This is a genomic window from Actinomadura sediminis (assembly GCF_042675525.1).
Lineage (GTDB): Bacteria > Actinomycetota > Actinomycetes > Streptosporangiales > Streptosporangiaceae > Spirillospora > Spirillospora sediminis.
The window spans coordinates 1-17,733 of the sequence record NZ_JBHTJA010000065.1 but is presented as its reverse complement, the minus strand read 5'-3'; the positions used below and the strand labels follow the sequence as shown (position 1 = coordinate 17,733).

Here is a 17,733-nt window from a genome sequence, read left to right as displayed (position 1 = left end):
GTAGCAGCGGCGCGCCGGGGAATGCCGTCCCCGCGGACGATCATCGTCCGCGGCGCGGGCGGCCGGTGCGGCGAGATCGCCCCGCTGCGGCTGTTGACCATGCCCGTGATGATTCTTTACGTTCGCGTCAGTTGTGTTCCACGTCACACGCCGAGGAGGCGCGGATGACGAAACGGCCGAAGGTCCCCGTACTGGCCCAGGAGATGGCCGCCGAGTTCGCCGGCACGATGATCCTCATACTGTTCGGCCTCGCGGTCGTCGCGCAGGTCGCGGCGGCCGGGATCGGCGACCACGACAGCATCGCGTGGGCCTGGGGCCTCGGGGTCACCCTGGGCGTCTACGTCTCGGCCCGGATCAGCGGCGGTCACATCAATCCGGCCGTGACGGTCGCCCTCGCGGTGTTCAAGGGTTTTCCCTGGCGGAAGGTCCTGCCGTTCATCGCCGCGCAGACGCTCGGCGCGTTCGTCGCGGCGCTGCTCGTCCGCTGGAACTACACCGAGGTCCTGCACGCGTTCGACCCCGGGCTGACGCAGAAGTCGCAGTTCGTCTTCTCCACGATGCCCGGCAACGGCGAACTGCCCGTCGGGATGTGGGGCGGGTTCCGCGACCAGGTCATCGGCACCGCGATCCTGCTGTTCCTGGTGCTCGCCCTCACCGACCTGCGCAACTCGCCGCCCCTGGCCAACATGACGCCGTTCATCATCGGGCTCGTGGTGGTGGCGATCGGGATGGCGTGGGGCACCAACGCCGGCTACGCGATCAACCCGGCGCGCGACTTCGGGCCCCGCCTCGCCCAGTTCCTCACCGGATACGGCGAGGCGTGGCGAGATCAGTACGGTGATCTCTACTTCTGGGTGCCGATCGCCGGCCCGCTCATCGGAGGGATCATCGGCGCCGGGCTCTACATCCTGCTCGTCGGGCGCCACCTCGCGGCCGAGGAACCCGGCGGCGACGAGCCCCGCCCCGAATACGACGTGGAATGAGCAAGACGCGAACCGAGCAAGACGGGACCGGAAAGGCAGGCACGGATGGCCGACTTCGTCGGAGCGCTCGACCAGGGGACGACCAGCACCCGCTTCATGATCTTCGACCACGGCGGGAACGAGGTCGCCCGCCACCAGCTCGAGCACGAGCAGATCCTGCCGCGGGCCGGCTGGGTCGAGCACAACCCCACCGAGATCTGGGAGCGCACCCGCGCGGTCGTCCAGACGACGCTGAACAAGGCGCACCTCGACTACGGCGACCTGGCCGCGTTCGGGATCACCAACCAGCGGGAGACCACGCTGGTGTGGAACCGCCGCACCGGGCGGCCGTACCACAACGCGATCGTCTGGCAGGACACCCGCACCGACCGGATCGCCTCGGCCCTGGAACGGGACGGCCGCGGCGACGTCATCCGGCACCGCGCGGGGCTGCCGCCCGCGACGTACTTCTCCGGCGGGAAGATCCAGTGGATCCTGGAGAACGTCGACGGGGTCCGCGAGGCGGCCGAGAAGGGCGAGGCCGTCTTCGGGAACATGGACACCTGGGTGCTGTGGAACCTGACCGGCGGGCGGGACGGCGGCGTGCACGTCACCGACGTCACCAACGCCAGCCGCACCATGCTCATGGACCTGGAGACCCTCGACTGGGACGACGAGCTCCTGTCGTTCTTCGGCATCCCCCGGGCGATGCTCCCCGAGATCCGCCCCTCGTCCTCGCCGGAGCCCTACGGCGTCACGCGGCGGGCCGTCGTGGGCGGCGAGGTGCCCCTGACGGGGATCCTCGGCGACCAGCAGGCGGCCACGGTCGGGCAGGTGTGCTTCTCTCCCGGCGAGGCCAAGAACACCTACGGCACCGGCAACTTCCTGCTGCTCAACACGGGTGAGGAACTGGTCAGGTCGGAGGCGGGGATGCTGACGACGGTGTGCTACCGGTTCGGGGACGCCAAACCCGTGTTCGCCCTGGAGGGGTCGATCGCGGTGACGGGGTCGGCGGTGCAGTGGCTGCGCGACCAGCTCGGCATCATCTCGGGCGCCGCGCAGTCCGAGGCCCTCGCCCGCCAGGTCGACGACAACGGCGGCGTCTACTTCGTGCCCGCCTTCTCCGGCCTGTTCGCCCCCTACTGGCGCTCCGACGCCCGCGGCGCCATCGTCGGCCTGTCCCGCTTCAACACCAACGCGCACCTCGCCCGCGCCACCCTCGAGTCCATCTGCTACCAGAGCCGGGACGTCGTCGAGGCCATGCACGCCGACTCCGGCGTCTCCCTCGACGTCCTCAAGGTCGACGGCGGCGTCACCGCCAACGAGCTGTGCATGCAGATGCAGGCCGACATCCTCGGCGTCCCCGTCTCCCGGCCCGTCGTCGCCGAGACCACCGCCCTCGGCGCCGCCTACGCGGCGGGCCTCGCCACCGGCTTCTGGTCCACCACCGACGAGCTCCGCCGGAACTGGAACGAGGACAAGCGCTGGGAGCCGACCTGGAGCGAGGAGCGCCGCGCCGAGGGCTACGCCGGCTGGAAGAAGGCCGTGGAGCGCACCTACGGCTGGGTGGACGTCGACTGAGCGGCGCCCGCCGGCCGGTCCGCGAACCGCTCGGTGAACCGCGCGGCGATCTCGTCGAGGGTCCGCAGGATCGCGACGGTCTCGTCCAGCGGCATCAGCGGCGACTCGGTGAGGCCCGCGCGCAGGCAGCGCGCGACCTCCTCGGCCTCGTAGGTGAACCCGTGCCCGGGGACGTCCGCGGTGATCTCCTCGGGCGCGGCGCCGGTCCGCGTCACGGTCATGGCGGACGGCCGGTAGAACGGGGCCGCGACGTCGACGCGGCCGCGCGTCCCCACCACGGTTGCGGTGTGCGGTGAGGCTCCGGTGAGCCCGCAGTGCAGCAGCGCGATCGCGCCGGACTCGTAACCGAGCATGATGCCGGTGTTGGCGTCCACGCCGGTGGGCGCGGGGCTCGCGGCGACCTGCACGGTCGCGGGCGGGCCGAGCAGCGGCCAGGTGAACGACACCGGGTAGCAGCCGAGGTCGAGCAGCGCGCCGCCGCCGAGCTCCGGCGACCACTGCCGGTGGGAGGCGTCGAACTCGGCCGCGACGGAGAAGTCCGCGTACACGGCCGTCACCTCGCCGATCGCGCCGTCCGCGACGAGCTCGCGGAGGCGGCGGACCAGCGGGTTGAACCGCGTCCACATGCCCTCCATGGCGAACACGCCGTGCTCGCGGGCGATCGCGGCGAGCTTCTCGGCGTCGTCGGCGCACGTGGTGAGGGGCTTTTCCACCAGTACGGCCCGTCCGGCCTCCATGCACAGCCGCGCCGGCTCGAAGTGCATGGGATGCGGGGTGGCGACGTACACGACGTCGACGCCGTCGTCGGCGGCGAGGTCGGCGTAGGACGCGTGCGCGCGGGGGATCCCGTACCGCTCGGCGAACGCGGAGGCGGAGGCGGCCGACCGCGAGCCGACGGCGACGACCTCGTGCCCGGGGAGGCGCATCGCGTCCTCGGTGAACGTCGCGGCGATCCCGCCTGTCCCCAAAATGCCCCACCGCACCGATGATCCCGCCATGGGGTGATCGTAACGGCGATCGAGCCTTTTCGAGATGCCGCGGCCGATTTAACATCAAGTCACGGACAGTAGCGAAACGACTCCGGAGGGACATCACATGCTCGGACGCCTCGGCACGATCGGCCTCGTCTGCACAGCTCTGCTCGCCGCGCCGCCCGCCGCCGCCGCGGCCGGGACGGCGCCGAGGAGCCCGGAGACGGACGTGCCGGAGGCGAGAGGGCCCGCCGGGAACGCCCTGCGGGCCGCGGTCGACTTCACCGGCATCGTGGCGCTGGACAACTGCTCGGGCTCGCTGGTGCGCGGCCCGCGGTCCCGCGACGGCGACCCGGCCCTGGTGATGACGAACGGGCACTGCCTGAGCTCCGGGGCGCCGGCGGCCGGCGAGGTCATCGTCGACCGGCCGTCCGCGCGGACGTTCACGCTGCTCGACCGGACGGGCCGCGGGAACCTCGGCACGCTGCGCGCGACGAACCTCGAGTACGCGACGATGACCGGCACCGACGTCGCCGTCTACCGGCTGGAGCGGTCCTACGCCGAGATCGAGCGGCGATACGGCGTCCCGGCCCTGCGGCTGTCGACGGACCGCCCGCAGGACGGCACCGAGATCCGCGTCGTGTCCGGGTACTGGCGCGAGATCTACGCGTGCGCGATCGACGGGACCGTGCATCGGCTCCGTGAGGCCGAGTGGACCTGGGAGGACTCGATCCGCTACACGTCCGCGTGCCGGACGATCGGCGGCACGTCCGGCTCCCCGGTGATCGACGCGTCGACGGGCGCGGTCGTCGCCGTCAACAACACCGGGAACGAGGACGGCGAGCGCTGCACCCTCGACAATCCGTGCGAGGTGGCCCGGAACGGCGAGGTCACCGTGCGGCCGGGCGCGTCCTACGGGCAGCAGACGTACCCGCTCGCCCGCTGCCTGGGCGCGGGCGGCGACGTCGTCGTCGGCGGGGACTGCGCGCTTCCCGAACCCGCGGGGACCTGACCGGGCGCCGCGCCGGGCCGCTCACTGCTCGGCGAGCAGTCCGGCGCGGAGCTTGTCCAGGGTGCCGCGCAGCAGCCGCGAGACGTGCATCTGCGACAGGCCGATGTGCTCGGCGATCTGCGTCTGGGTCTTGTTGCCGTAGAAGCGCAGCAGCAGGATCGTGCGCTCCCGCTCGGGCAGCTCGTCGATCAGCGGGCGGAGCGCGTGGCCGTCGATGAAGGCGTCCAGATCGGGGTCCTCCGAGCCGAGGTACTCGCCGACCGAGCCGCCGCCCTCGCCGCTCTGCCCGCCGTCGGCGGGGGCCTCCAGGGACAGCGGGCGGTAGGCGTCGCAGGCGACCAGCACCTCGACGGTCTCCTCCTCGGTGATCTCCATGAGCCCCGCGATCTCCCGGGTCGTGGGGGAGCGGCCGTGCTCGCGGGTGAAGTCCTGGACGGTCCGCTGCAGCACGGGCCGCAGCTCCTGGATGCGGCGCGACACCCGCAGGCCCCAGGTCTTGTCCCGGAAGTGCCGCTTCACCTCACCGGTGACCACGGGGTAGGCGTAGGTGACGAACCGGTCGCCGACCTCGGGATCGAACCGGTTGATGGCCTTGACGAGGCCGAGGTAGGCGACCTGCAGCAGGTCGTCCATCGGCTCCCCGCGGTTGGCGTACCGGCGCGCCACCCCGCGGACGAGCGCGGCGTGCAGGTCGACGATGCGGGCGCGCAGCCGCTCGCGGCGGGGGTCGTCCTCGGCGAGCCGGTTCATCTCGGCGAGCAGGGTCTCGGCCTCCCCGTCGTCCGGGCGGCGCGACGTGCCGGGCCTCTGGTGAGCGCCGGGCGATGCCGGGGCGTCGGGGGCCTCGGACCGGCCGGCGCCGGGGGCGGTCTCGGGGGCGGTCTTGGGGGCGACGGTGTCTTCGTCGGCGGGGACGCCGGGTGTTCCGGCGTGTCGCGTGCGCGGGGCCGCAGGGCGTTCGGGGGCGGGGGACCGGATCGGGAGCTCGGTGTCCGTGGTGTGCTCCTCGAAGGCGTCGGGACGGTGGCGTTCCGTGCGGCGGGCGAGGGGCGGCGCCGACGTGATCAAAATTTCTCCTTCCTCACGCGAACCGCGAACCGGGGGGATGCGGTGCTGCGCCACCTCTACCCGGCAGTGGCGGCCTCACACTGGATGTGACCTTCCTCTGGTCGTGGTGCGAATTGACCCGGACCGGCGGGGAAAAGGGGGTGCATGGCGCTTGAGGTGGTCACGGAGCTGGAGCGGCTGGCGGAACTGCTGGAGGCACGGCCGGACCTGTACGTGCGCTGGTCCCCCGACCCGGAGGCCGACCGGGACCGGCCGCACAGCGTCGACGGGCTGTCCGGGGCGCGGCTGCCGGGGCTGTCGGCGAACCCGCTCGCCGTGGAGCCGTGGTGGGGCGACCGCCCGACCGTCCTGTGGGTGGCCCGGCGCCTGCACGACTACTCGCACCTGCGGACCGCGCGGGCGCACGGGGCCCGGCCGTGGGTTCTGGAGGGGGACGAGGTGGGCCGGGGGCCCGACAACGAGCCGATCGTCGCGCACCCGGCGCCCGTCGCGCTGATCGACCGGCGCGTCCTGGACCAGGCGGCGGACGTGCTCGAGCGGGACCGGCGCGGAACGTGGGGGCCGCTGGACCGGGGCGGCGGGGGAGAGGGGCGGTGAGCCGTGGGCACGATCACCGAATCGGTCAACGTCACCGTCCCCGTGGCCGTCGCGTACGGGCAGTGGACGCGGTCGGAGACGTTCCCCCGGTTCATGGAGGGGGTCCGGGAGGTCCGCCGTATCGACGACGTCACGACGCGCTGGGCGGCGCGGGGCGGCGGCGTCGACCGGGAGTTCGACGTGACGGTGGTGGAGCGGCTCCCCGAGGAGCGCATCGCATGGACGTCGCCGGACGGCCCGCTGCACGCCGGGGTCGTGACGTTCCGCCGCCTGGACGACACGACCACGCGGGTGACGGTGCGGCTGGAGTTCGATCCCGAGCGGATCGCGGCGCGCACCGGTGACCGGGCGGGCGCGCTCACGCGCCGGCTGAAGGGGGACCTGCAACGCTACAAGCGGCTCGTCGAGGGCCGCGGCCGGGCCGCATAGTCCGGCGCGGCGCGGGAACCGGGGGAGGAGTGGCGCGGCCCAGGCTCGCGGCTCCGAGCACTGGGCTCCGAGGTCGCGACTGGGCCGCTCACTGACTCTGCCCGCGCGGCGGACTCGGTAAACCGGCAGGTGTTTCAACCGTCACCGTCGCGTCACCCGTACTGGAGAGATCGTGATGACGGACCTGGCCGACGACGGCCCGGAGGGGACGGAGGCACGTTGACCGCTGGCACGGCGAGCGTTGGTGCGGCGGGCACGCCGCGCGTCCTGGTGACCGGGTGGCCGAGTTTTCTGCACGGGGAGGCCACCGCGGGCGACGTCCTGGCGATGGAGGCGGTGCGGCGGGCGCTGACCGGCGCGGGGCTGGAGTGCGACCTCGCCTGGAGCCCCGTCTTCCGGCCGGGCGGGCTCGACCTCGAGGCGGCCGACCCGGGCGACTACGGCGACGTCGTGTTCGTCTGCGGGCCCGCCCACGGCGAGCAGGTCCGCGAGCTGCACCGGCGGTACGCGCGGTGCCGCCGGATCGCCGTCGGCGTGTCGGTGGTCGATCCGGACGACCCCGCGGTCACCGGGTTCGACGCCGTCCTCGCCCGGGACGCCCCCGGGCAGGTCCCGCGGCAGGACCTGTCCGCGCTGCCCCCGGCGGGGTCCGTGCCCGTGGTCGGCGTGGTGCTGGCCCCGGGGCAGGGCGAGTACGGCGACCGGAGGCGGCACGGTTCCGTGGAGGACGAGCTGACCGGGTGGCTCGCGGCGCGGTCGTGCGCCCGGCTGGTCCTGGACACCCGGCTCGACCCCCGGGACTGGCGGCTGTTCACCACGGCGGCGGAACTGGAGTCGGCGTTCCGGCGGCTCGACCTGGTGGTGACGACGCGGCTGCACGGCCTCGTCCTCGCGTTGAAGAACGGCGTGCCCGCGCTGGCCGTGGACCCCGTGGCGGGGGGCGCCAAGGTCGCCGCGCAGGCGCGGGCCTGGGGATGGCCGGCGGTCGTGACCGTCCCGCGCGAGGGCGGCCCGCCGCTGCTGGACCGGGCGGAACTGGACCGGTGGTGGGATTGGGCGCTGTCCGCCGAGGGGGCCGGGCGCGCGTCCGCGGAACCGCCGTCCGGAACCTTGATCGGCGAGCTTCTGGACGTCCTCGGCGCACGTTAACGGCCCGACATAACGGGAACTTCCTGCATTTCAGGCACATCACTGCAGGCAGGACAGGAAGGAGAGCCCGCCATGCGGCACGAGGAGTTCATAGGCCAGGTGCAGGATCGCGCCCGCCTCTCCGGCTGGAGCCAGGCGGAGCGGGCGACGCGCGCCGTCCTGGAGACCCTCGGCGAACGGGTCCCGGAGGGCCTCGCCGACAACCTCGCCGCGCAGCTGCCACACGAGATCGGCGAGCACCTGCGCCGGACGGAGGTCTACGGCGGCGGAGGCAGCGGGGAGCGGTTCGACCGGCACGATTTCGTCGAGCGGATCGCCGCCCGCGCCGGTACCGACGACCCCCGCGCCGCGTACCTGGCGCGGGTGGTGCTCGAGGTCACCGACGAGGCCACCGAGGGGGGCACCATGCGGAAGGTCGGGGACGCGCTCCCCGCCGACATCAGGGACCTGATGACCGCGGGTCACTCCGGCTGAACGACCCGGCTGAACGACCCTGCCGAACGACCCGGCTGAACGACCCGGCCGGACATCGAGGGGCGTGCCGGTTCGCCGGAGGCGGACGGACGGCCCGAACGGCGGAACGGCCGCGACGGGGAGGATCCTCGCCGCGGCCGTTCCGCTTTCCGGAGACCGTTCCGCTCTCCGGAGGCGGGTGCGGGCCCGATCAGGCCGGGCGGGCCACCGGCAGCTCGCGCGCGAACCACTCGATCGTGGTGCGCAGCCCCTCCTCCACGCCGATGCGGGGCCGCCAGCCCAGGACCTTCTCGGCGAGCGTCGTGTCGGGACGCCGCACGCGCGGGTCGTCCTCCGGCCGGTCCACGAACCGCAGCGTCGACCGCGACCCGGTCAGCTCGATGATCAGCCGGGCCAGCTCCGCCATCGACACCTCGTACGGGCTCCCGATGTTCACGGGCCCGGGGTGGTCGGACATGGCCAGTGCGACGATGCCGCGGACGGTGTCGTCGACGTGGCAGATCGAGCGGGTCTGCGAGCCGTCCCCGGTGACGGTCAGCGGCTCGCCGGTCAGCGCCTGCCGCAGGAACGTGGGGATGGCGCGGCCGTCGTCGGGCCGCATCCGCGGGCCGTAGGTGTTGAAGATCCGCACGATCGCGGTGTCCAGGCCGCGGGCGTGCCGGAACGCCGACGTCAGCGCCTCCCCGAACCGCTTCGCCTCGTCGTACACGCTGCGTGGCCCCACCGGGTTGACGTTCCCCCAGTACGACTCCGGCTGCGGGTGGACGAGCGGGTCCCCGTACACCTCGGACGTGGACGCCAGCACGAACCGGGCGCCCTTGCTCTCGGCGAGGTCCAGCGCGTGGCGGGTGCCCTGGCTGCCGACCTCCATCGTCTGGACCGGCAGCCGCAGGTAGTCCGCCGGGGACGCCGCGGACGCGAGGTGGAACACGTAGCCGACGTCGCCGGGGACGTGCACCGGTTCGGTCAGGTCGCGCTTGACGAACCGGAAGTCGCCCCGCTCGGTCAGGTGCGCGATGTTGCGCGACGTCCCGGTCAGCAGGTTGTCCATGCACACCACGGAGATCCCCTGGGCCAGCAGCGCCTCGCACAGGTGCGAGCCGAGGAAGCCCGAGCCCCCGGTGACGACGGCGCGTGGATGTCTCATCATGTCCCCCTCAGCAGTGTTGTAGGGCTCGGCGGTCGTGCGCGGCCAGGGCCCGGGCGGACGCCCGGACGGCCTCGTCCACGGTGATCTCCAGCAGGCCGGGGTCCGGCGCCGCGCCGTGCGGGTCGCCGTGCCGCCCGGCCCACAGCACCGCGTGCTCGGGCCGCCCCGGCGGCGGACCCCACCGGTCCGGCGGTGTCGGGCCGAACAGGACGGCCGACGGGGTGCGGTACGCCGTCGCGAGGTGCGCCACGCCCGTGTCCCCGCACACCACCAGGCGCGCGCCGGCGATCAGCGCCGCGAGCGCCGGAAGCGGGGTGCGTCCGGAGAGATCGGCGTCCGCGCCGAGCCCCGCCAGGTCCGCGACGCGGCGCGCGAGGGCCGTCTCGCCCGCCCCGCCGGTGACGACGACGCGCTCCCCGGCGTCCCGCAGCGCCGCCGCGACGGCCGCGAACCGCTCCGCGGGCCAGCGGCGGGCCGGGTAGGCCGCACCGGGATGGACGACCACGGCGCCGGGCGCCGGGGACGGCGTCTGCGGGCGCGGCAGGTCCAGGTCGGCGGGATCGGCGTCGAACCCGTACGCGGTGACGAGCCTGCACCAGCGCGCCGCCTCGTGCTCGCCGGCGTCCCACTCCGGCCCGCCGAGCTCCGGGAACTCCGGGTGGGCGAACGCGAGCAGCCGTCCGGGGTCCGTGGCGGCCAGCAGCCGGTGGCTCTCTGGGCCGCTGCCGTGCAGGTTGACGGCCGTGTCCACCGGCCCGGCCCGCAACGGCGGGCCGTCCAGCCCGGACGTGTCCAGGACGGCGTCGACCGCGCCCGTCGCGCGGGCGAGCGGCGCCAGCGCGTCCGGCGCCGCGAGGACGATCCGGGCGCCGTCCCCCGCGGCGGACCGGGAGCCGCGCCGCAGCGCCCGCAGCGCCGGGACGGCGGTGAGCAGGTCCCCGAGCCCCAGCGCCCGCAGCACCAGCATCCGCGGCCCCGGCCCCCCGCCCGCCGGGTCATCGCGGGCCGGGTCATCGCGGGCCGGATCTTCGCGGGCCGGATCGCCGTCCTCCGGCCGCGGGGTCACGGCCACGAGGGCTCCTCGGACTGCGCGACGACCAGTTCCCGAACCTCGCACCCGGGGGGCTGGGCGAGCGCGAACGCCACGGTCGCCGCGACGTCCTCGGGCCGGTTCAGCTTCGCGTCCGGACCCGGCCGGTACTGCGGGTCGCGGCCGTCGAAGAACGCGGTGTCCATGCCGCCGGGCACCACCATCGTCACGCCGACCCGCCCGGCCAGCTCCGCCGCCAGCGCGCGGGTGAAGCCCACGACCCCGAACTTCGACGCGCAGTACGCGGTGGCGTCCGGGAACGCGCGGAAACCGAGCGTGGACGCGACCGTCACGATCCGCCCCTTCGGCTCGTTCTCCAGGTAGGGGATCGCGGCGCGGATCACCGCGGCCGTGCCCAGCAGGTTCACCTGCACGACCCGCTCCCAGTCCTCGGCGGGCACGTCGTTCAGCGGCCCGCACGCGTCGATCCCGGCGGCCGTCACGACGGCGTGCAGGCCGCCGTGGGCGCGGGCCAGGCCGTGCACGGCCCGCTCGGCGCAGTGCCGGTCGGAGAGGTCCGCCTGCATGCAGGGGAAGTCGTCCTTCGGTGGATGCAGGTCCAGGATCAGCGGCTTGCCGCCGTCGTCGGCGACCCGCCGGGCGATGGCCGCGCCGAGCCCGGACGCGCCGCCGGTGATGAGCACGTTCATGAGGCATGTCCCTTCGTGGTCGACAGCAGGCGCGTCGTGGAGCGCCCTTCGAGCATCGGCAGCAGGACGACCTCACCGCCGTGCGCCCGGACGGTCTCCGCCTCGGGCAGCGTCGTCCCGGCGTAGTCGGAGCCCTTCACCCACACGTCGGGCCGCAGGCGCTCCAGCAGCGGCGCCGGGGTGTCGTCGTCGAACACGACGGCGGCGTCCACGTCGCTGAGCGCCTCCAGCACCCGGACGCGGTCGGCGGCCGGCGTCACCGGCCGGGACGGCCCCTTGCGGCGCCGCACCGACGCGTCCGAGTTCACGCACACGACCAGGCAGTCGCCGAGCCGCCGCGCCTGCTGCAGCATGCTGACGTGGCCCGCGTGCAGGAGGTCGAAGCAGCCGCCGGTCGCCACCACCGTCCCGCCCGCGCGCCGCGTCCGCTCGACGACGTCCCAGGCGTCCTCGCCGCGCTCGGGCACCAGCCGCGCCGAGCCGGTCTCGGCGAGCTGCGCGGCGACGCCCGCCGCCGCGCCCGCGCGGACGAACTCCGAGGCTCGCCGGACCCCCTCGGTGACGGCCGCGGTGAGCGGCCCGCCGTCCGCCAGCGCCTGGACGGCACCGGCGGCGAAGCTGTCGCCCGCCCCGCAGGAGTCGCCGCGCGCGGGCTCGGCGGGCGCCAGGAACGGCGCCTCCGACCCGTCGCACAGCAGCGCCCCCTCCGAGCCGAGCGTCACCGCGACGCCCTCGATGCCCCACGACCGGCCGAGATGCCGGCCGCGGCGGCCCGCCGCCGACAGCCCGAACCCGGCGATGTCGGCGCCGTCGGCGGCGGCGAGGCGCGCCGCCTCCTCCTCGTTCGGGGTGAGCAGCCGCACCACCCCCGGCACCGGCGGCTCCCCGCGCGGATGCGGGTCCCACACCACCGGGACGCCCGGCGGCAGGTCGGCCAGCAGCGACCGGACGGCGCGGTGCCGGGTGACGCCCCGGCCGTAGTCGGACACCAGCACCGCCCCCGCGCCGGAGATCGCCTCGGCGACGCGCGGGCCCACCGGCCCGTCCATCGCCTGGCCCTCCCCGGCGTCCAGCCGCGCCACCGACTGCCCGCCGGACCGGATCCGCAGCTTGCACGGGGTGCCGCCGTGCAGGTGGAACGCCGCGACGTCCACGTGCCGCTCCAGCATCGCGCGCAGCCGGCGGCCCGGATCGTCGTCGGCGAGCGCCGTCACCAGGACCACGTCCCGGCCCTCGGCCGCCGCGAGCAGCGCCGCCATCCCGGCGCCGCCCGGACGCGGCCGCTCCTCGGCCTGCTCGACCACGGGCACGGGCGCGTCCGGGCACAGCCGGCTGCTGCTGCCGACGATGTCGACGTCCAGCAGGACGTCACCGATCACCACCAGCGGTCCCGTCATGAACGCACCCCCAGGGTCTCGTCGACCACCCCGCACAGCAGGTGGATCGCCGCGAGGTGGATCTCCTGGACGGTCGAGGTCGCCCCGGCGTCGACCGCGATGGCGTCGTCGCACGCGGCGGCGAGCGGGTTGGGGCCCGGGCCGGTCACGGCCCACGCCGACATCCCGGTCGCCCGCGCCGCCCGCGCCGCCTCGATGACGTTCGCGCTGGTCCCGCTCGTCGACAGGCAGATCAGCACGTCTCCGCGGCGGCCGTGCGCCCGCACCTGGCGGGCGAACACGTCCAGCGGCCCGTAGTCGTTGCCGATGGCGGTCACCGCGGACGTGTCGCCGTGCAGCGGGATCGCCGACAGCGGCCGCCGCTCGTCCTCGAACCGTCCGGTCAGCTCGGCCGTCAGGTGCTGCGCCTCCGCCGCGCTGCCGCCGTTGCCGCAGGCCAGCAGCCGTCCGCCGGAGTCCAGGACGCGGGCGAGGCGGCGGCCCCACGCGGTGATCGTCGGGACGTGCGCGCGGAACGCGAGCGCCGCCTCGGCCAGCGCCTCCAGCCGCGCGTCCTGCGCGGCGGCGAGCGTGCTCGTCCTTGTCGTCCCGGTCGTTCTGGTCGCCTGGGTCGTCACGCGGCCACCTCACAGAGCTCGGCCGCCCGGCGGTACACACCGGCGGTGTCGGCGGCGACCCGCGCCCACGAGTAGCGGGTGCGGGCCCGGTCGGCGCTCGCGATGCCCATCGCGGCGCGGCGCACCGGATCGTCCAGCAGTTCCCGGACGGCCTTCGCGGCGGCCTCCGGATCGCGCGGCGGGACCAGCAGCCCGGTGCCGCCGTCCACGACGGTGTCCAGGTGCCCGCCGACGGAGGTCGCGACGATCGGGACGCCGCACGCCATCGCCTCCAGCGGCACCATCCCGAACGGCTCGTACCAGGGGAGGGTCACCACGAGGCTCGCCGACCGCAGCAGCGGCGCGACGTCCGCGCGGGCGACCCGGCCGATGAAGTCGACCCGGTCGGTCACGCCCGCCTCCGCCGCCACGCCGCGCAGCCGGCGGATCTCCGGGTCGGCGTCCAGGTCGCCGTGGGGCGGGCCCCCGGCGACGGCCAGCTCCGCGTCCGGCAGGTGCGCCAGGGCCCGGATCGCGGTGTCGACGCCCTTGCGCTCGACAAGCCGGGACAGCACCACGAGCCGGTGCCGGCCGTCCCGTCCGGCGCCTCCGGGCGGGCCGTCCGCGGGGTCGCCGGGCCCGAACAGGTCCAGGTCCACCCCGCACGGCACGACCGAGACGCGCTCGCCCGGGACGCCCATCGCGGTGAGCTCGTCGACCTCGTCCGAGCACGTCGCGATGATCGCGTCGGCGCCGCGGCCGATGGCCCGCTCCAGCCGGATCCGCCCCGCCGGGCTGGTGTCCCTGTCGCCCTGGTGGCGGCGCTTCACGGTGCCGAGCGCGTGGTAGGTCTGCACGACCGGGATGTGCCGTTCCGGTGCCGCGTCGGCGGCCTGGAGCGCGGCGAGGCCGCTCATCCAGAAGTGCGCGTGCGCGACGTCCGGCGGTTCGGTGGACCAGCGGTCCCGCAGGTAGCGTCCGAAGTCGACCATCCACGGCAGCAGGTCGTCCTTGGGGACCTGCTCGGGCGGCCCCGCGGGGACGTGCTCGACCGTCACGCCCGGCGCGAGCCGCACCCGGCGCGGGAGCGCGGGCGCGTCCCGCCGGGTGTAGACGGTGACGTAGTGGCCCTGCCGTCCCAGTTCGGCGGCCAATTCCGCGACGAACACGTTCTGCCCGCCGCCGTCGGCCCCGCCGAGGCCGCCCTTGGCGGCCAGCGGGCTGGCGTGCTCGGAGATCATGGCTATCTTCATCGCGTCACCTCCGTGAGTGTTCGCTGCCAGTCGCGCAGGAACCGCGGGAGCCCGTACCGTTCCACGGCGAAGGCCCGCGCCTCCTTGCCCAGCTGGCGGGCGCGCGGCGGGTCGGCGGCGAGGGTCGCGGCCGCGTCGGCCAGCGTGCCGACGCGGGTCGACAGCACCCCCGCCTCCGGCGGCACCGCTTCGACCGCCTCCGTCGTGGCGAGCGCCACCACGGGGAGGCCGAGCATCATCGCCTCGATCAGCGCGAGGCCGAGCGAGGTCCACCGGTAGGGGTGGACGTAGACACGGCGGCGCGCGAGTTCCGCGTGCATCCGCGCCTGCGGCAGGTCCTCGAAGGTCCACAGCGATTCCGGGGGGACGCCGAGCCGCGCGGGCGCGTCCACCACGTTCATCCCGAACAGGTCCAGCGGGACGGCGGCGGCCAGCTCGGGGAGCAGGTCGGCGCCGGTGACGCGGCCCCGGCGCAGCGGATCGTTGATCACCACGGCGGCGCGGGGCAGCTCGGCGGTGTACCGGTAGCCGGGGTCGACGACGCCGTGCTCGATGACCGTGGTCGGGGCGCGTCCGCAGTTCCAGAACAGGTGGTTGAAGTTCGTGACGTGCACGACCGGGATGTCGGAGCGGTCGTGCAGGAAGTGCCGGCTGTCCGGGACGACCTCCTCGGGGAGGCTCGCGTCGGCGGGGGTCCGGCGGGGGGTGTCGTGCTCGACGTAGACGGCCGGGACGTCGATCCCCGGCCGGCGGCCGAGCCACTCCTCGGTGAGCCGCAGCTCGTGCGGGCGCTGCAGGACGACGACGTCCACGTCCTCGTCGCGCAGCCGGTCGTGGGGGACCTCCACGGCGCGGTCCGGCCAGGCGAAGGTGTCGGGGCGGCCGCGCCCGTCCGGGCCCCGGTCCGGGACGACGGGGACGAGCGTGGTCTGCGGGCCGTGCACGAACGAGGTCGCCCACGAGCCGTGCACGTGCCACATCAGGACTCTCATCGGGTGGGGACCTCCTGTTCCGGGACGGCCGCCACGACCTCCACGGCCGCGGCGACCTCGTCGGCGGTGACGGACGCCAGGCACGGGTGCCCGTCCACCGGGCACTCGCGGGCGCGGGTGTCCTTGCAGGGGGCCTGCTGGTCGCCCAGCAGCGCCATCGGCACCCCGAACGGGGCCCACCGCGCCGCCGGGACCGTCGGGGCGAACAGCGACACCACCGGCGTGCCGACGGCCGCCGCGAGGTGCGCGGGACCGGTGTTGCCCGCGACCACCGCCCGCGCGCCCGCCAGGACCGAGGCGAGCTCCGGCAGCGACGTCCGCCCGCCCAGGTCCAGGCCGCACTCGCCGGCGACCCGTGCGGTCAGCTCCTTCTCGTCGCCGTGCCCGGTGACGACGACCCGGTGGCCCGCCGCGTCGAGCAGCCGCACGGCCTCGGCGCAGCGTTCCGGCGGCCACGCCCGCGCCGGCACCGACGTCCCGGGATGGACGATCACGTAGCCGGGGCCGCCCGTGAGGTGGGCGGTGTCGGGCAGCGGCCCGCGCACCCGCAGCCGGGTGTCGGCCGGGGCCGGGAACCCGGCGTCCTCGGCCAGCGCGAGCATCCGCAGCGGCTCGGGGATGTCGGCGTCGGGCCGGTGCCGCAGATCCAGCAGCGACCCGGGGTAGTCCTCGCTGATCCCCCCGATCCACGGGGTGCCCGCCAGCCGCAGCAGCAGCGCCAGCGGCAGCGGCGACTGGTGGAACGACGTCAGGATCAGCGCCCGGTCGAAGCCCCGCACCAGCTCGACGAGCCGCTCGACGTCGTCCCGCCGGACGGGGCCGGGCTCGGGGTCGATCCAGGGCGCGCACCACTCGATCACCCGGTCCACCCCGGGCAGCAGGTCGGCGGCGGCCCGGCCGCGCGGACCGCACAGGAACGCCACCTCGTCGGCGCGCTCCGCCACCGCCCGCACGGCGGGCCCGGCGAGCAGCACGTCGCCGATGTTGTCCTGGCGTGCGACGAGGACCTTCATCGGCGCCGCCCTCCGCCCAGCACGAGTTCGACGGCCGCGCGCAGCGTCGGCGCCGTCTCCTTCGCCGCCGCGATCTCCGCGGGCAGCGTCCGCGCGGTCGGCACCAGGATGCCGCGGGCGCCCGCCGCGGCGGCGGCCTCGACGTCCCGGCCGATGTCGCCGATCACCGCGATCTCCGACGGCAGCGCCCCGAGCCGCCGCGCCGCCCGCTCGATCATGCCGGGGGCGGGCTTGCGGCAGCCGCACCCGTCGTCGCCGTCGTGCGGGCAGAACTCCCACACGTCGATGCGTCCGAGCAGCTCCTCGACGCGCGCGTTCACCCGGCGCACGTCGCCCGCCGTGATGCGGCCCTTCGCCACCCCCGACTGGTTCGACACGACCCCGATCCGCACGCCGTGCCGGCGGAGCCGGTCCAGCGCCCGCCGCGCCCCCGGCATCGGCTCGACCCGCGCCGGGTCGCCGTTGTAGGGGACGTCCCGTATCAGGGTGTCGTCGCGGTCGAACAGCACCACCCGGGGCCCGGCCCACGGCCGCGCCCGCCCGTGCAGGACGAGCCCCCGCAGCCGGTGCCGCACCGCCACGGGCGGGATCACGACGCTGGTCACGGCCATCTTCGCGATCTCCCCGGCCGTCCGGGGCCCCGGACGGATCCGCTCCGCCGCGAACCGCACGGTCAGCCCGGCCCAGGCGGCCCCCGCCGCCACCGCCACGGCCCCGCCGGGCGGTCGGCGCAGGGCCGCGGGCGCCGCCGCCAAGGCCAGGGCGGCCGCGGCGGTGGTGAGGACGTGCTCGCGGAGGCGGCCGCGGCCCTCGCCGGCGCGGGCGCGCCAGGACGGGCCGTGCAGGCGCCGCATCAGCACGTCGTCGGCGTTGCCCGCCTGCGCCCGGACGGACGCCCAGAAACCGGCGGGGCGGACCGGGTGCGTGATCTCGCGGTCGCCCCGGACGAGGACGCGGCCGGTGTCGAGAACGCGCAGCGCGAGGTCGGCGTCCTCCCGGTACGCGCGCCGGAACCGCTCGTCGAAGCCGCCGACCTCGGCGAGGGCGCCGCGCCGGTAGGCCATGTCGGCGGTGATCCATGCGGCGTCCTCGAGCCCGGCGGTGTTGCGCTCCCAGTCGGTGGGACGGCGGCCCTGCGGGCGCGGCACGACGACGCGGCCCTGCGAGCCGGCGACCTCGGGCGGCAGGCCCGCGAGGTCGGCGGCGAGGCGCTCCGGCCAGTCGGGGCCGGGGAGGACGTCGTCGTCGAGGAACGCGATCCATTCGGTCGCGGCGGCGCGCCAGGCGCCGTCGCGGGCGGCGGCCGCGCCGCGCCCGCCCGAGCGCAGCACGCGCAGCGCCCGCCCGCC

Annotated in this window: 18 protein-coding genes; 7 read left to right on the top strand and 11 right to left on the bottom strand. The window is 75.3% G+C overall.

Translation table 11 applies throughout. The annotated features are described in order from the left end of the window. Positions 1-164 precede the first annotated feature (164 nt). Both ACFQ11_RS25815 and glpK read left to right on the top strand, forming a co-directional pair. Positions 165-983 (top strand): MIP/aquaporin family protein, encoded by an 819-nt coding sequence (locus tag ACFQ11_RS25815; RefSeq protein ID WP_378303044.1) that lies wholly within the window; start codon positions 165-167, stop codon positions 981-983. A 45-nt stretch (positions 984-1,028) separates the two neighbouring features. Then, the gene (gene glpK, locus ACFQ11_RS25810) at positions 1,029-2,543 is read left to right on the top strand and encodes a glycerol kinase GlpK (RefSeq protein WP_378303041.1); all 1,515 of its coding nucleotides are present in this window, start codon (positions 1,029-1,031) and stop codon (positions 2,541-2,543) included. On the opposite strand, the gene ACFQ11_RS25805 is transcribed toward glpK, so the two are convergent. Then, positions 2,519-3,541: a Gfo/Idh/MocA family oxidoreductase gene (locus tag ACFQ11_RS25805; RefSeq protein ID WP_378303039.1), complete on the bottom strand. Its 1,023-nt coding sequence runs from the start codon at positions 3,539-3,541 to the stop codon at positions 2,519-2,521. The two genes, glpK and ACFQ11_RS25805, sit on opposite strands and share 25 nt — an antisense overlap. Before the next feature lie 97 nt (positions 3,542-3,638). Between ACFQ11_RS25805 and ACFQ11_RS25800 the strand changes: the two genes are divergently transcribed. Further along, positions 3,639-4,526, top strand: a complete 888-nt coding sequence (locus ACFQ11_RS25800) for a S1 family peptidase (protein WP_378303037.1) — start codon at positions 3,639-3,641, stop codon at positions 4,524-4,526. A gap of 21 nt (positions 4,527-4,547) precedes the next feature. On the opposite strand, the gene ACFQ11_RS25795 is transcribed toward ACFQ11_RS25800, so the two are convergent. After that, positions 4,548-5,594, bottom strand: a complete 1,047-nt coding sequence (locus ACFQ11_RS25795) for a SigB/SigF/SigG family RNA polymerase sigma factor (RefSeq protein ID WP_378303035.1) — start codon at positions 5,592-5,594, stop codon at positions 4,548-4,550. Positions 5,595-5,738: 144 nt separating this feature from the next. On the opposite strand from ACFQ11_RS25795, the gene ACFQ11_RS25790 reads away from it, so the two are divergent. The 4 genes from ACFQ11_RS25790 (at position 5,739) to ACFQ11_RS25775 (ending at position 8,243) form a co-directional block, all read left to right on the top strand. Further along, positions 5,739-6,191 carry a DUF6098 family protein gene (locus ACFQ11_RS25790; protein WP_378303033.1) on the top strand — a complete coding sequence of 151 codons (453 nt, stop codon included), beginning with the start codon at positions 5,739-5,741 and terminating at the stop codon, positions 6,189-6,191. Between the two features lie 3 nt (positions 6,192-6,194). Continuing rightward, on the top strand, positions 6,195-6,620 hold the full coding sequence (locus ACFQ11_RS25785) for an SRPBCC family protein (protein ID WP_378303031.1): 426 nt from the start codon (positions 6,195-6,197) through the stop codon (positions 6,618-6,620). A 219-nt stretch (positions 6,621-6,839) separates the two neighbouring features. Further along, the gene (locus tag ACFQ11_RS25780; RefSeq protein WP_378303029.1) at positions 6,840-7,769 is read left to right on the top strand and encodes a polysaccharide pyruvyl transferase family protein; all 930 of its coding nucleotides are present in this window, start codon (positions 6,840-6,842) and stop codon (positions 7,767-7,769) included. 72 nt (positions 7,770-7,841) lie between these two features. After that, on the top strand, positions 7,842-8,243 hold the full coding sequence (locus tag ACFQ11_RS25775; RefSeq protein WP_378303027.1) for a DUF2267 domain-containing protein: 402 nt from the start codon (positions 7,842-7,844) through the stop codon (positions 8,241-8,243). 190 nt (positions 8,244-8,433) lie between these two features. Here ACFQ11_RS25775 and ACFQ11_RS25770 read toward each other — a convergent pair whose 3' ends face one another. The 9 genes from ACFQ11_RS25770 to ACFQ11_RS25730 all read right to left on the bottom strand — a co-directional run. Next, the gene (locus tag ACFQ11_RS25770) at positions 8,434-9,390 is read right to left on the bottom strand and encodes a UDP-glucuronic acid decarboxylase family protein (RefSeq protein WP_378303025.1); all 957 of its coding nucleotides are present in this window, start codon (positions 9,388-9,390) and stop codon (positions 8,434-8,436) included. A gap of 10 nt (positions 9,391-9,400) precedes the next feature. Continuing rightward, positions 9,401-10,465 carry a glycosyltransferase family 9 protein gene (locus ACFQ11_RS25765; protein ID WP_378303023.1) on the bottom strand — a complete coding sequence of 355 codons (1,065 nt, stop codon included), beginning with the start codon at positions 10,463-10,465 and terminating at the stop codon, positions 9,401-9,403. Further along, positions 10,456-11,133, bottom strand: a complete 678-nt coding sequence (locus ACFQ11_RS25760; RefSeq protein ID WP_378303021.1) for an SDR family oxidoreductase — start codon at positions 11,131-11,133, stop codon at positions 10,456-10,458. The genes ACFQ11_RS25765 and ACFQ11_RS25760 overlap by 10 nt, the downstream gene beginning before the upstream one ends. Beyond that, entirely contained in the window at positions 11,130-12,530 is a 1,401-nt protein-coding gene (rfaE2, locus tag ACFQ11_RS25755; RefSeq protein ID WP_378303018.1) for a D-glycero-beta-D-manno-heptose 1-phosphate adenylyltransferase, read from the bottom strand. Before rfaE2 ends, ACFQ11_RS25760 begins: the two co-directional genes overlap by 4 nt. Next, positions 12,527-13,075, bottom strand: a complete 549-nt coding sequence (locus ACFQ11_RS25750; protein WP_378303091.1) for a D-sedoheptulose-7-phosphate isomerase — start codon at positions 13,073-13,075, stop codon at positions 12,527-12,529. The genes rfaE2 and ACFQ11_RS25750 overlap by 4 nt, the downstream gene beginning before the upstream one ends. A gap of 68 nt (positions 13,076-13,143) precedes the next feature. After that, positions 13,144-14,379 carry a glycosyltransferase gene (locus ACFQ11_RS25745; protein WP_378303016.1) on the bottom strand — a complete coding sequence of 412 codons (1,236 nt, stop codon included), beginning with the start codon at positions 14,377-14,379 and terminating at the stop codon, positions 13,144-13,146. Beyond that, positions 14,376-15,371 carry a glycosyltransferase gene (locus tag ACFQ11_RS25740; RefSeq protein ID WP_378303014.1) on the bottom strand — a complete coding sequence of 332 codons (996 nt, stop codon included), beginning with the start codon at positions 15,369-15,371 and terminating at the stop codon, positions 14,376-14,378. Before ACFQ11_RS25740 ends, ACFQ11_RS25745 begins: the two co-directional genes overlap by 4 nt. Further along, positions 15,368-16,384, bottom strand: coding sequence for a glycosyltransferase family 9 protein (locus ACFQ11_RS25735; RefSeq protein ID WP_378303012.1), 1,017 nt, complete (start codon positions 16,382-16,384; stop codon positions 15,368-15,370). Before ACFQ11_RS25735 ends, ACFQ11_RS25740 begins: the two co-directional genes overlap by 4 nt. Next, positions 16,381-17,733, bottom strand: a 1,353-nt coding sequence (locus ACFQ11_RS25730) for an HAD-IIIA family hydrolase (protein WP_378303010.1), incomplete at its 5' end; no start/stop codon positions are given. The genes ACFQ11_RS25730 and ACFQ11_RS25735, both read right to left, overlap by 4 nt.

Coding starts and splice junctions, on each gene's coding strand:
- rfaE2 (WP_378303018.1), bottom strand. CDS start 12,530: ATGACGGGACCGCTGGTGGTGATCGGTGACGTCCTGCTGGACGTCGAC.
- ACFQ11_RS25770 (WP_378303025.1), bottom strand. CDS start 9,390: ATGAGACATCCACGCGCCGTCGTCACCGGGGGCTCGGGCTTCCTCGGC.
- ACFQ11_RS25805 (WP_378303039.1), bottom strand. CDS start 3,541: ATGGCGGGATCATCGGTGCGGTGGGGCATTTTGGGGACAGGCGGGATC.
- ACFQ11_RS25790 (WP_378303033.1), top strand. CDS start 5,739: ATGGCGCTTGAGGTGGTCACGGAGCTGGAGCGGCTGGCGGAACTGCTG.
- ACFQ11_RS25740 (WP_378303014.1), bottom strand. CDS start 15,371: ATGAGAGTCCTGATGTGGCACGTGCACGGCTCGTGGGCGACCTCGTTC.
- ACFQ11_RS25800 (WP_378303037.1), top strand. CDS start 3,639: ATGCTCGGACGCCTCGGCACGATCGGCCTCGTCTGCACAGCTCTGCTC.
- ACFQ11_RS25735 (WP_378303012.1), bottom strand. CDS start 16,384: ATGAAGGTCCTCGTCGCACGCCAGGACAACATCGGCGACGTGCTGCTC.
- glpK (WP_378303041.1), top strand. CDS start 1,029: ATGGCCGACTTCGTCGGAGCGCTCGACCAGGGGACGACCAGCACCCGC.
- ACFQ11_RS25745 (WP_378303016.1), bottom strand. CDS start 14,379: ATGAAGATAGCCATGATCTCCGAGCACGCCAGCCCGCTGGCCGCCAAG.
- ACFQ11_RS25815 (WP_378303044.1), top strand. CDS start 165: ATGACGAAACGGCCGAAGGTCCCCGTACTGGCCCAGGAGATGGCCGCC.
- ACFQ11_RS25775 (WP_378303027.1), top strand. CDS start 7,842: ATGCGGCACGAGGAGTTCATAGGCCAGGTGCAGGATCGCGCCCGCCTC.
- ACFQ11_RS25760 (WP_378303021.1), bottom strand. CDS start 11,133: ATGAACGTGCTCATCACCGGCGGCGCGTCCGGGCTCGGCGCGGCCATC.